Genomic DNA, 11,663 nt, shown 5'->3' on the forward strand with positions numbered 1-11,663 from the left:
CGGTACCACGTCACGGCGTGGATACCGCTCACGCCCCGACCGACACTTCGGCGAACAACCAGTCGCGAAAGACCATCGTCTCCTCGCGCGACGCCGCATCGCGCGACACCGCCAGGTAATACGTGTGCTGCAATGGCAGCTCGATCCGGAACGGCTCGACCAGTCGCCCGGCGGCGAGGTCATATGCGACCAGCAGTTCCTGCGCCAGCGCCACGCCCTGCCCCTCGATCGCCGCCTGCAGCATCATCGTGCCGTCACCAAAGCCCATGTCGCGCGCGATGGCTCCGGGCTCGATCCCCGCGCGCTCGAACCACTGATCCCAGCTCGCCGCGGCCGCCGAGCGGCGATTGGACCGCTCATGCAACAGCATCTGGTCGAGCAGCGAGGCAGGCTCCCCGACACGAGCCGCCACAGCGGGCGAACACACCGGCGTGTAGCCGCTGCTCGCCAGGATGACCTGCTCGAGACCCTCGCCCAGCCGATCGTCGATCGCGAGGTCCCAGCCACCCTCCTCGGCACCGTCCGTCACGACCTCGACAGCGATCCCGGGATGCCTTCCGAAAAATCGGAACAACCTCGGCACCAGCCATTTCGTACCGAACGTGGGCGGCACCGAGACCCTCAACGAGGCCGGACGCTCCCCCATCACCTGGTCCGTAGCATGTTGCAGCGCACGAAACGCGTCACGAACGCGGGGAAAATAATTCTCACCGGCCACCGTCAGCGACAGCCGATTGTTGCTCCGCACAAATAACGGCGTACCGAGATACGACTCCAGCAATTTGACCTGGGCGCTCACCGCGGCCGCCGTCAGAGAGAGTTCTTCACCGGCCTTGGTGAAGCTCAAATGCTGCGCTGCAAGTTCGAAGACGCGCACGGCATTGAGGGGTAGGGAGCGCTTCATTGCGAAGTCATCAAATTTTTTTTGGGGAAGACCCCGACAAATTCTAGTTTGCCTGCCTCGTTCGCGAACGCCAAGAATCCGTGGCGCTCTTCCCACGGACACTCGATGAACATCCTCACCATCGACACAGGCACGACCAACACGCGAGTCACCGTCTGGCAGGACGGCAAGGTCGTTGGACACGGTGCCCGGCAGGTCGGCGTACGCGACACCGCCATTACCGGCAATACGCGCAAGCTGGAGGAAGGCGTCCGCGAGACCATCGCCGAAGCTCTCGCCAACGCGAAGCTCGAAGCCGGCGACATCGGCCGCGTACTCGCCTCAGGCATGATCACCTCCAATGTCGGGCTCTGCGAGATTCCGCACGTACCGGCACCGGCGAGCATCGACGACCTGGCAAAGGCCATGCGCGAGTCGCTGCTCGAAAACGTATGGCACGCGCCGATCTGGTTCGTGCCGGGTGTGCGTAACGCCGTCGACCACATCGGCCTGCACAACTGCGAGGCGATGGACATGATGCGCGGCGAGGAGACCGAATCCTTCGCGCTGGTCGAACGTCTGGGCCTCGACGAACCCACGGTCATCGTGCTGCCGGGCTCGCACTCGAAGTTCGTCAGTATCGACAAGAACGGGCGCATCGACGGCTGCGTCACGACGCTGGCCGGTGAGCTGCTGCACGTGATCTCGCACGACACGATTCTGGCCGGCTCGCTGAAGGAAGGCTTCGCCAAACGCATCGATCCGGAAATGCTGCTGGCGGGTGCCGCTTCGGCGAACAAGATCGGCCTGGGCCGTGCGTGCTTCAGCGTGCGTATCCTCGATCAGTTCGCGGTGTACGACGCCAACGCGCGCGCCAACTTCCTGCTGGGCGCGGTGCTGGGTTCCGACCTGCTCACCCTCAAGAATTCCAGCGCGATCCGGATGAGTCCGGGTACGCGCTTTGTCGTCAGTGGCAAGCCGATCCTGCGCGAGGCGATCGCGCGGCTGGTCGAAGGCGACGACTTTTTCTCCGGCACCGTGACGGTGCTGGGCGACGACGACCAACGCGATCTAGCGGGAGCCGGCGCGATCGCCGTGGCCCGTCGCCGTGGGCTGGTCGACCATGAGTAATCCGAGGAGGGAACGCATGAAAACGAAAATCGCACTGGGCCTACGTGTCCTGGCTGTCGCACTCGCTATCGGCTCGGCACCGGCATTCGCTGCCGACGAGCCGGTCAAAATCGGTTTCGTGGTGAAACAGCCCGAGGAGCCCTGGTTCCAGGACGAGTGGAAGTACGCCGAACAGGCCGCCAAGGAAAAAGGCTTCACCCTGGTCAAGATCGCCGCGCCCGATGGCGGGCAGGTGCTCACCGCCATCGACAACCTGAAGTCCCAGCATGCGCAGGGCTTCGTCATCTGTACGCCGGACGTCAAGCTCGGGCCGTCGATCGTCGCCAAGGCCAGGATCGACAAGCTCAAGCTGATGACCGTCGACGATCGCCTCGTCGACGGTTCGGGCAAGCCGATCGAATCCGTGCCGCACATGGGCATCTCGGCGACCAAGATCGGTGAGCAGGTCGGTCAGGCGATCTCCGACGAGATGAAGAAGCGTGGCTGGAAGCCGGAAGATACCGGCGCGCTGCGTATTTCGTACGACCAGCTGCCGACCGCCAAGGACCGCACGGACGGCGCGATCGCCGCGCTCACCGCCGCGGGTTTCCCGAAGGCCAACGTGATCAACGCGCCGCAAGCCAAGACCGATACGGAGAACGCGTTCAACGCGGCCAACATCGCCATCACGCAGAACCCGAAGTTCAAGCACTGGGTCGCGTTCGGCCTGAACGACGAAGCCGTACTCGGTGCCGTACGTGCCGCCGAAGGTCGTAACTTCCGTGCCGACAACATGATCGGCGTGGGTATCGGCGGCAGCAAGTCGGCACTCAACGAGTTTGCCAAGGCCCAGCCGACCGGCTTCTTCGGCAGCGTACTGATCAGCCCGAAGCGTCATGGCTATGAGACCTCGGTGAACATGTACGAATGGATCAAGAACGACAAGGCCCCGCCGCCGCTCACGCTGACCACCGGCAAGCTGGTCACGCGCGCCAACGTGACGGAAGTCCGCAAGGAAATGGGTCTCTGATGATGAGCGACGCGCCACGCCTGGAATTTCGCCACATCGGGAAAACGTTCCCGGGCGTGCGCGCGCTCGGCGACGTGGGTTTCGCCGTGCGTGCCGGCACCGTTCACGGACTGCTCGGCGAGAACGGTGCCGGCAAGTCGACGATGATGAAAATTCTCGGCGGGGAATACATCCCCGACGAGGGTGAGGTGGCGATCGACGGTCAGGTCATGCATTTCCGCAAGGCCGCCGACGCTATCGACGCCGGTGTCGCCGTGATCCACCAGGAACTCCAGTACGTCCCGGAGCTCTCGGTCATGGAGAACCTGCTGCTCGGTCGGCTGCCCACGCGTTTCGGGCTGGTCGACCGGCGCAAGGCGCTGGCCTGGACGCGTGAGCGCCTCGACGCACTCGGTGTCGACCTCGACCCGCGTGCGAAGCTGAAACAGCTGTCGATCGGTCAGCGGCAGATGGTCGAGATCGTCAAGGCGATCCTTCGCGATGCGAAGATCCTCGCCCTCGACGAGCCCACCAGCTCGCTGTCGCACCGCGAGACCGAGGTGCTGTTCCGCCTGGTCAACGACCTGCGTGCGCAGGGCAAGGCCATGATCTACATCTCGCATCGCCTCGATGAGATTTTCGAGCTTTGCGATGCCGCCACGATCTTCCGCGACGGCCGCAAGGTCGCCGACTTCGACACGCTCGAAGGCGTCACCCGCGACCAGCTCGTGCAGCGCATGGTGGGTCGCGAGATCAGCGATATCTTCGGCTATCGCCCCCGTGCGCACGGCAAGGTGCGTCTCGACGTCAAGGCCGTCACCGGCCGCGCCGTGCAGCTGCCCGTGAGCTTCGAGGTGAAGGCCGGCGAGATCGTCGGTTTCTTCGGCTTGGTCGGCGCGGGTCGCAGTGAGGTGATGCGCGTGATCTACGGTGCGGATCGCCGCACCGCCGGGGAGGTCACGGTGGACGGGCGTGCGGTGAAACCATCGCATGTGCGCGACGCCATTCGTCACGGCCTGGTGTTCTGCCCCGAGGACCGCAAGGAAGACGGCATCATCGGCGTACGCTCGGTATCCGAAAACATCAACATCAGCGCGCGACGCAACCATCTCACGGCGGGGCTGTTCGTCAACGACCGCAATGAGGCACGCACCGCCGACACTTTTATCGATCGCCTGCGCATCCGTACGCCGCATCGTCGGCAGGAGATCCGCCTGCTCTCGGGCGGCAATCAGCAGAAAGCCGTGCTGTCGCGCTGGCTGGCCGAGAAAGACCTCCGCGTACTCATCGTCGACGAACCCACCCGCGGTATCGACGTCGGCGCCAAGAACGAAATCTACAACGTGCTTTACGAACTGGCCGACCGTGGCGTCGCCGTGGTGATGATCTCGAGCGAGCTTCCCGAAGTTCTCGGCGTCTCCGACCGCGTCGTCACCATGTGCCGCGGCCGCATCACCGCACAGTTCGACCGCGCCCAGGCGAATGAGGAGAACGTCCTCGCCGCCGCGCTCAATGAAGGCGCCAGCGCCATTCCGACGAGGACCGTTTCACCATGACCGAACCCAACGCCGCCGCCATCGGCGCGACGCGCGAAACACGCGACGACCGCCGCCGCGCCCTGCTCTGGCAGGCCATCGACGACTACAGCCTGATCGGTATCTTCATCGTGCTGTTCGGGGTGCTGAGCGTCACCGTGCAGTACTTCTTCTCGTGGGACAACATCGTCGGCCTGGCCTTGTCCGTCTCACAGATCGGCATGGTCGCCTGCACCATGATGTTCTGCCTGGCCTCGCGGGACTTCGATCTTTCGGTCGGTTCCACGGTGGCTTTCGCCGGCGTGTTCTGCGCCATCGTCTCCAACGCCACCGGCAGCGTCACACTGGGTATCGGCGCGAGCCTGCTGGCCGGTGCGTTCATCGGCTTCATCAACGGCGCGGTCATCGCCAAGCTGAAGATCAACGCGCTGATCACGACGCTGGCGACGATGGAGATCGTCCGCGGTCTGGCCTTCATCTCATCTTCGGGCCAGGCGGTCGGCGTCACCAGCGAAGCGTTCTTCACCCTGGGCAGCGCGGAGCTGTTCGGTCTGCCCGTACCGGTGTGGGTCACGCTGGGCTGCTTCGTCCTCTTCGGTGTACTGCTCAACAAGACGATCTACGGCCGCAATACGCTGGCCATCGGTGGCAATCCCGATGCCGCGCGTCTTGCCGGTGTGCCGGTGGACCGCGTGCGGATCCTGATCTTCCTGATTCAGGGCCTGGTCGCCGCACTGGCCGGCATCATCCTCGCTTCGCGCATGACCAGCGGTCAGCCCAATGCGGGTGAGGGCTTCGAGCTCAACGTGATTTCGGCCTGCGTGCTGGGCGGCGTGTCGCTCATGGGCGGCCGGGCAAGCATCAGCGGCGTGCTCGTTGGCGTTCTCATCATGGGAACTGTGCAGAATGCGATGAGTCTGATGAACATCGACGCCTTCTACCAGTATCTGGTCCGCGGCACGATCCTCCTGATCGCCGTCCTCGTGGACCAGCTCAAGAACCGCAGGCAAACCCGCTGATGACCGATTCGTTCAAACCCTTGTCCCCGCAGCGTCAGGCCCATGGCGAGGGCGTGATTTGGGACGACCTGATGGGACTGGTCCGCTGGACCGACATCTCCGCGTCAACGATCTACGACTACGACCCTGCGACGGGCGTGGTGCGCGAGCACGTGCTCCCCGCCCGCGTCTGTTGCTTCGCCCTGACCCATGAGCCGGGCGTACTGCTGCTGGCACTGGAGAAGCAGCTGGCGCGCTTCGATACGCGCGACGGCAAGCTGCACGTACTCGAGGACATCGAGGCGGATATCGCTGGCACCCGCGCCAACGACGGTCGCTGCGACCGGGGTGGCAACTTCATCTTCGGCACGCTCAACGAGCGCGGCCCCGAGCAGATCGCCTCGTTCTGGCGTTACACGCCGGCGGGCGGGCTCAGCCGCCTGTCGCTGCCCAAGGCCGCCATCACCAACAGCATCTGTTTCAGCCCCGACGGCGAGACGATGTATTTCACCGATTCGCCGACGGCACGGATCATGGCCTGCGACTACGACGACAGCACGGGTGAGGTCGACCGCATCCGTGGGTTCGCCGAGCTCGGCGCCGGTCACGAGCCGGACGGCTCGACCATCGATGCGGAAGGCTATCTGTGGAATGCGCAGTGGGCGGCGTCCCGCGTGGTGCGCTACGCACCCGACGGTCGAGTGGATGCCACCATCGACCTGCCCGCACGCCAGCCCAGCTGCGTGAGCTTCGCCGGTGCCGAGCTGGACCGGATGGTGATCACGTCCGCGTACAAGGGTCTCGACGAGGCCGTACTGAAAGACGAGCCGCTCAACGGTGCGATCTTCATCGGCACGCCCCCGCGCGGTCGCGGTCTTCCCGAAGCCCGCTACGGGCACAAGGTCATCACGTGAGCGCTGTCATGACCGCGGACCCGCGCACGACGCCGCTTCCCCGCCTGTCTGGGAAGGTCGCCATCGTGACAGGTGCGACGCAGGGCATCGGTGCGGCGACGGCTCGATTGTTCGCGGCGCATGGGGCGAAGGTCGTGCTCAATGTGCTCGAGGACAACGCGCAGGCACGTGAGACGCTTACATCGCTGAACACCGACGACGCGATGCTTTTTCAGGCCGATATCACCGACGGGGAGGCCATCACGCGCATGGTGGCCGCCGCGACGGAGCGCTTCGGCGCGCCCGACGTACTGATCAACAACGCGGGTATCAACGTCTTCAACGAGCCGCTGTCGCTCACCGATGACGAGTGGGCCCGCTGCTTCGAGGTGGACCTGAAAGGCGCGTGGAACTGTGCCAGGGCCGTTCTGCCGGGCATGCTGTCGCTTGGTCGCGGCAGCATCGTCAACATCGCCTCGGTGCATGGGCACAAGATCATTCCGCACTGCTTCCCCTACCCCGTCGCCAAGCATGGCCTCATCGGCCTGACCAAGGCACTCGGTATCGAGTACGCGCCGCACAACATCAGGGTCAACTCGATCTCGCCCGGCCTGGTCCTCACCGCGATCGCGGAAGCCGGCTTTGCCGCCGCCGCCGATCCGGCGGCCGAGCGCCGCAAGCAGACCGATATCCTGCCCAATAAGCGCATCGGCGAACCGCTGGAGATCGCCTATACGGCGCTGTTCCTCGCTTCCGATGAGGCCCGCTACATCAATGCCGCTGACATCCGCATCGACGGCGGTCGTTCGCAGCTTTACCACGAGTAATCGTCATGGCCTGGCCTACCGCTCTTCCCCTTATCGCGATCCTGCGCGGCATCACTCCCGACGAGGTCGTCGACCACGTCGAGGCGCTGATCGAAGCCGGTTTCGATGCGATCGAGATTCCGCTCAATTCCCTGGACTGGCGACGCAGCATCCCGCTGGCCGTCCAGGCGGCCGGCAAGCGTGCACTGGTGGGCGCGGGGACCGTGCTGTCGCCCGAGCTGGCATCCGAAGTGGCCGATCTGGGCGGCCATCTGATGGTCACGCCCAATACGGATCCGGCGACCATCCGCAAGGCGCGCGAACGCAACCTCTACACGGCGATCGGTTTCATGACGCCGAGCGAGGCATTCGCAGCCCTCGCCGCCGGAGCGCAGTCGCTGAAGCTGTTCCCGTCGACCAACCTCGGACCGTCGTACATCAAGGCGATTCGTGCCGTGCTGCCACCCGATGTGCCGCTGCTGGCGGTGGGTGGGGTCACACCCGATAATCTCGGACAGTTTCTCGACGCCGGTTGCATCGGCGCGGGTCTGGGCGGCGACCTGTATAAACCAGGACAGCCCGTCTCCCGCACGCGCGACCAGGCCGCCGCCTTCGTCAAAGCCTATCGTTCGGTCTGAGCATGAAAGTCACCAAGATCACCACCTATCGCGTTCCGCCTCGCTGGATGTTCCTCAAGATGGAGACCGACGAAGGCGTCGTCGGCTGGGGCGAGCCCGTGGTGGAAGGCCGCGCGCGCACCGTCGAGGCCGCCGTGCAGGAGCTGTCCGAATTCGTCATCGGACAGGATCCCGCGCGCATCAACGACATCTGGCAGGCGATGTATCGCGGCGGCTTCTACCGCGGCGGCGCCGTCTTCATGAGCGCCATCGCCGGCATCGACCAGGCGCTCTGGGACATCAAGGGCAAGGTGCTCGATGCCCCGGTCTACGAACTGCTCGGTGGGCGCGTGCGCGATCGCATGAAGACCTATTGCTGGGTCGGCGGCGATCGCCCGGCGGACGTCATCGCGCAGATTCGTGAACGCCTGACCCATGGCTTCGACACGTTCAAGATGAACGGTTGCGAAGAAATGGCGATCATCGACTCGAGCAAGGCGGTGGATGCCGCGGTCGCCCGTGTCGCCGAGATCCGCGAGGCCTTCGGTAACACCATCGAGTTCGGTCTCGATTTCCACGGTCGCGTCTCCGCGCCGATGGCCAAGGTGCTGGTGAAGGAACTGGAGCCGTTCCGCCCCCTCTTCATCGAAGAGCCGGTGCTGGCCGAACTTGCCGAGTACTACCCGCGCATCGCCGAACAGACGTCCATTCCGCTCGCGGCGGGTGAGCGCATGTACTCGCGTTACGAGTTCAAGCATGTCCTCGAGCGCGGCGGCATTTCGATCCTGCAGCCCGATCTGTCACACGCGGGCGGGATCACCGAGTGCGTGAAGATCGCCGCCATGGCCGAGGCCTATGATGTGGCGCTCGCCCCGCACTGCCCGCTGGGCCCGATCGCCCTGGCCGCATGCCTGCACGTGGACTTCGTCAGCTGGAACGCCACGCTGCAGGAACAGAGCATGGGCATCCACTACAACAAGGGTGGCGAGGTGCTCGACTACGTCCGCAACAAGGATGCGCTGAAGCTGGACGACGGCGGTTACGCGCAGCCGTTCACCGGTCCGGGTCTGGGTATCGACGTGGACGAGGAGCGGATCATCGAACGCAGCCGCGAGGCCGCGGAGTGGCGGAATCCGCTGTGGCGGCATAAGGATGGGTCGGTCGCCGAATGGTAAGCCATTGCGCGAATTGACGTTTCTGAGATTATCCATAATTATTCAAGTTTGAATAATTATGGATAACTGGTATGGGCCTGTCGTTCGAACTGCCGTACTTCCCCCGGAAAGGACTCGTTGAGGACGTCCTTCAGATCCTGACCAGCGGACTGAAGCAAGGGGTGACGCTGTTTGCCCCTCGACGGCAGGGTAAGACTTCCTTCGTCCGGCACGAGCTCATCCCGGCTGCTCATGAGCTCGGCTGGAAGACGCTGTATATCGATCTCTGGAGGCGAAGAGGCGAGCCGGAACTTGCGCTCGTCGAGGGCTTGGAGGCTTTCCTCGAGGCAAGACGCAGCGGCTGGAAGCGACGTCTACGTTTCAGGCAGCTTCGCGCCAAGGCGAGCGCCGGCGCCGCCGAAGTCGAATCGACACTCGAGCCCGTGAGTTTCACGCCCGATGCCGTTCTGGAGAACAGGCTCGACTTCGCCCTGTCCGCGCTCGCGGAGAAAGACGTCACCCTCCTCGTGCTCGACGAGGTCCAGGCGCTGGCCGGAGCAAAGCGCGAAGACTTCGTCGCGGCACTACGGACGGTCATCCAGAAACTGCAAGGGCGACTACTGGTGTTTTACACGGGATCCTCCCGCGAGGGTTTGAACCATATGTTCCGCCAGCAAAGAGCGCCACTGTTCGCGTCTGCGATGCCCGTACAGCTGCCCGACCTTGGCGACGACTTCATCGAAGACCGAATGGTTTTTCTCGCGGAACGTACCCGCGCCCGGATCGACGAGGCGGCGCTCAGAAACGCGTTCGAACGCCTTGGCCGGACGCCCGAGTTCCTCAACGAAGTGATCCTGCACCTGTTGATCGCGGGCAACGGCGATATCGATGCCGCGATGGCGAAGTGGATGCAGTCGCACACGGAGGCGGGTGCGGGCGCGCTGCTCGAAGAATTGCGACCACTCGAACTCGCCTTGATGAACATGCTCGCGCAACCCGGTCACCCATCGGTATACAGCACCGAATCCGTCGCCTGGCTGAGCCGCTGGCCTGACATCGACGCGAGCCTGACGACTGCGAAGATCCAGGCTGCGCTGAAGCGACTGACCAGAATGGAACTCGTCGCACCCACGGGCAGGCAAGGTGACTATGAAATCGAAGATCGTGCCGTGCTGCTACACCTCCGCGCAGGCACGTGAACGTGAGGCCGAAGATGTCGCGCGCGGGGCGCGCTCCTACCTGAGAGAGCGCGGCTCGATGACCCGGACCTCGCCCAGGCCCAGCCCGTCCAGGCGGTAGTCGCCGATCGCCTCGCGGATAAGCCGCAAGGTGGGGAGGCCTACCGCCGCCGTCATCCGCCGCACCTGGCGATTACGCCCTTCGCGCAGCACGATCCGCAACCATCCGTCCGGCACGGTCTTGCGAAAACGCACCGGCGGATCGCGCGGCCACAGCCACTCCGGCTCGTCTATCGCCTCGACCCCCGCCGGTAGCGTCGGCCCGTCGTTGAGCGTTACGCCGCGACGCAGGCGCTCGAGGGCTTCCGCGGAGGGCACACCCTCGACCTGCACGACGTACGTCTTCGGCTGCTTGTGCTTCGGGTCGGCCAGGCGATGCTGCAACTTACCGTCATCGGTCAAAAGCAGCAGGCCTTCGCTGTCGTGGTCCAGTCGCCCCGCCGCGTAGACTCCCTTCTGCGGCACGAAGTCGGCCAGCGTGCGCCGGCCGGCTTCGTCGGTGAACTGACAGAGCACCCCATAGGGCTTGTTGAGCGCGACCAGCACCTTACTTCGCGGAAGCGGGCTTCACGAAGCGCAGCGTCATGCGATCGGACTCGCCGATCGCCGCCCACTTCGCCTTGTCCGTCTCGCCCATGTCGTAGGTCGGCGGCAGCGTCCAGACGCCCTTGGGATGGTTGTGGTCATCCTTCGGATTGGCGTTGATCTCGCTCTGCGCGTCCAGCTTGAAGCCGGCATCGGTGGCGAGCTTGATCACGTAGTCGGTCGGCAGGTAGCCGGAGTTGACCACGTCGTCGAGCTTCTTGCCCGCGTCGGCGCGATGGTCTTCGACGCCGAGCACGCCGCCGGGCTTGAGCACCGTGAAGAACGACTTGAACATCGCTTCGGCACTGCCATCGGCGGCCCAGTTATGCACGTTGCGGAAGGTCAGCACCATGTCGGCCGATCCCGGCGCGCCCAGCACAGGGGCCTTGTGGTTGAACTCCACGATCTTTGCCGTGCTGTACTGTGCCGGGGCGAACGAGAACTTCTTCTGCATCGAGGCCACGCCCTTGGAGCCGGTCTCGATCGCGCCGATGTAGTGGCCGCTGTCGTGCAGGTACGGCGCCAGGATCTCGGTGAACCAGCCACCCGACGGCCAGATTTCGATCACGGTCATGTCCGGACGGATACCGAAGAACGTCAGCATCTGCTTCGGATGACGGTAGACGTCGCGCGCCTTGTTCTCCGGCGAACGCCAGCTGCCGGCGATCGCCTTGTCGAGCTGGGCCGAGCTGAGCTGACCGGCGCTGGCCGGCGGCGTGGTCTGGGCAGGCTGGTCGACGTCGGCGGCCAGCGCGGTGTGCGAGAGGGCCAGACCGAGCAGTCCAGCGCAGGCGAATGCGAGCTTCTTCATGGCGACACCGGGTGTTTGTGGGAA

General features: G+C 64.6%; 12 protein-coding genes. 9 read left to right on the forward strand and 3 right to left on the reverse strand.

Going from position 1 to position 11,663, the window contains the following annotated elements; translation table 11 throughout:
* Window positions 1–28 precede the first annotated feature (28 nt).
* Window positions 29–904 carry a LysR substrate-binding domain-containing protein gene (locus BLT40_RS15890; protein WP_176809192.1) on the reverse strand — a complete coding sequence of 292 codons (876 nt, stop codon included), beginning with the start codon at window positions 902–904 and terminating at the stop codon, window positions 29–31.
* Window positions 905–1,009: 105 nt separating this feature from the next.
* Between BLT40_RS15890 and BLT40_RS15895 the strand changes: the two genes are divergently transcribed.
* The 9 genes from BLT40_RS15895 to BLT40_RS15935 all read left to right on the forward strand — a co-directional run bounded on the left by BLT40_RS15895 (window position 1,010) and on the right by BLT40_RS15935 (window position 10,204).
* Complete coding sequence (locus BLT40_RS15895) at window positions 1,010–2,014, forward strand: 2-dehydro-3-deoxygalactonokinase (RefSeq protein WP_079520666.1); 1,005 nt, start codon at window positions 1,010–1,012, stop codon at window positions 2,012–2,014.
* A gap of 16 nt (window positions 2,015–2,030) precedes the next feature.
* The gene (locus BLT40_RS15900) at window positions 2,031–3,023 is read left to right on the forward strand and encodes an arabinose ABC transporter substrate-binding protein (protein ID WP_090354817.1); all 993 of its coding nucleotides are present in this window, start codon (window positions 2,031–2,033) and stop codon (window positions 3,021–3,023) included.
* Window positions 3,024–3,025: 2 nt separating this feature from the next.
* Window positions 3,026–4,558 (forward strand): L-arabinose ABC transporter ATP-binding protein AraG, encoded by a 1,533-nt coding sequence (gene araG / locus BLT40_RS15905; RefSeq protein ID WP_090354968.1) that lies wholly within the window; start codon window positions 3,026–3,028, stop codon window positions 4,556–4,558.
* On the forward strand, window positions 4,555–5,556 hold the full coding sequence (araH, locus tag BLT40_RS15910; RefSeq protein ID WP_079520668.1) for an L-arabinose ABC transporter permease AraH: 1,002 nt from the start codon (window positions 4,555–4,557) through the stop codon (window positions 5,554–5,556). The genes araG and araH overlap by 4 nt, the downstream gene beginning before the upstream one ends.
* Complete coding sequence (locus BLT40_RS15915) at window positions 5,556–6,449, forward strand: SMP-30/gluconolactonase/LRE family protein (protein WP_079520669.1); 894 nt, start codon at window positions 5,556–5,558, stop codon at window positions 6,447–6,449. The genes araH and BLT40_RS15915 overlap by 1 nt, the downstream gene beginning before the upstream one ends.
* Window positions 6,446–7,255: an SDR family oxidoreductase gene (locus BLT40_RS15920; RefSeq protein WP_255364038.1), complete on the forward strand. Its 810-nt coding sequence runs from the start codon at window positions 6,446–6,448 to the stop codon at window positions 7,253–7,255. Before BLT40_RS15915 ends, BLT40_RS15920 begins: the two co-directional genes overlap by 4 nt.
* A 5-nt stretch (window positions 7,256–7,260) precedes the next feature.
* A complete protein-coding gene (locus BLT40_RS15925; protein WP_090354822.1) occupies window positions 7,261–7,872 on the forward strand; it encodes a 2-dehydro-3-deoxy-6-phosphogalactonate aldolase in 612 nt (203 codons plus the stop codon).
* A gap of 2 nt (window positions 7,873–7,874) precedes the next feature.
* A complete protein-coding gene (gene dgoD / locus BLT40_RS15930) occupies window positions 7,875–9,026 on the forward strand; it encodes a galactonate dehydratase (RefSeq protein ID WP_036116413.1) in 1,152 nt (383 codons plus the stop codon).
* A gap of 71 nt (window positions 9,027–9,097) precedes the next feature.
* Window positions 9,098–10,204 carry an ATP-binding protein gene (locus BLT40_RS15935; RefSeq protein ID WP_090354824.1) on the forward strand — a complete coding sequence of 369 codons (1,107 nt, stop codon included), beginning with the start codon at window positions 9,098–9,100 and terminating at the stop codon, window positions 10,202–10,204.
* Window positions 10,205–10,240: 36 nt separating this feature from the next.
* Here the strand turns inward: BLT40_RS15935 and BLT40_RS15940 are convergent, their stop codons facing one another.
* Complete coding sequence (locus tag BLT40_RS15940; protein WP_090354826.1) at window positions 10,241–10,789, reverse strand: rRNA large subunit pseudouridine synthase E; 549 nt, start codon at window positions 10,787–10,789, stop codon at window positions 10,241–10,243.
* A 1-nt stretch (window position 10,790) separates the two neighbouring features.
* The gene (locus BLT40_RS15945) at window positions 10,791–11,639 is read right to left on the reverse strand and encodes a class I SAM-dependent methyltransferase (protein WP_090354829.1); all 849 of its coding nucleotides are present in this window, start codon (window positions 11,637–11,639) and stop codon (window positions 10,791–10,793) included.
* Window positions 11,640–11,663: the final 24 nt, after the last annotated feature.

The organism is Dyella sp. 333MFSha (assembly GCF_900102405.1).
Taxonomy (GTDB): Bacteria; Pseudomonadota; Gammaproteobacteria; order Xanthomonadales; family Rhodanobacteraceae; genus Luteibacter; species Luteibacter mycovicinus.

Coding starts and splice junctions, on each gene's coding strand:
- BLT40_RS15900 (WP_090354817.1), top strand. CDS start 2,031: ATGAAAACGAAAATCGCACTGGGCCTACGTGTCCTGGCTGTCGCACTC.
- BLT40_RS15895 (WP_079520666.1), top strand. CDS start 1,010: ATGAACATCCTCACCATCGACACAGGCACGACCAACACGCGAGTCACC.
- dgoD (WP_036116413.1), top strand. CDS start 7,875: ATGAAAGTCACCAAGATCACCACCTATCGCGTTCCGCCTCGCTGGATG.
- araH (WP_079520668.1), top strand. CDS start 4,555: ATGACCGAACCCAACGCCGCCGCCATCGGCGCGACGCGCGAAACACGC.
- BLT40_RS15915 (WP_079520669.1), top strand. CDS start 5,556: ATGACCGATTCGTTCAAACCCTTGTCCCCGCAGCGTCAGGCCCATGGC.
- BLT40_RS15925 (WP_090354822.1), top strand. CDS start 7,261: ATGGCCTGGCCTACCGCTCTTCCCCTTATCGCGATCCTGCGCGGCATC.
- BLT40_RS15890 (WP_176809192.1), bottom strand. CDS start 904: ATGAAGCGCTCCCTACCCCTCAATGCCGTGCGCGTCTTCGAACTTGCA.
- BLT40_RS15945 (WP_090354829.1), bottom strand. CDS start 11,639: ATGAAGAAGCTCGCATTCGCCTGCGCTGGACTGCTCGGTCTGGCCCTC.
- BLT40_RS15935 (WP_090354824.1), top strand. CDS start 9,098: ATGGGCCTGTCGTTCGAACTGCCGTACTTCCCCCGGAAAGGACTCGTT.
- araG (WP_090354968.1), top strand. CDS start 3,026: ATGAGCGACGCGCCACGCCTGGAATTTCGCCACATCGGGAAAACGTTC.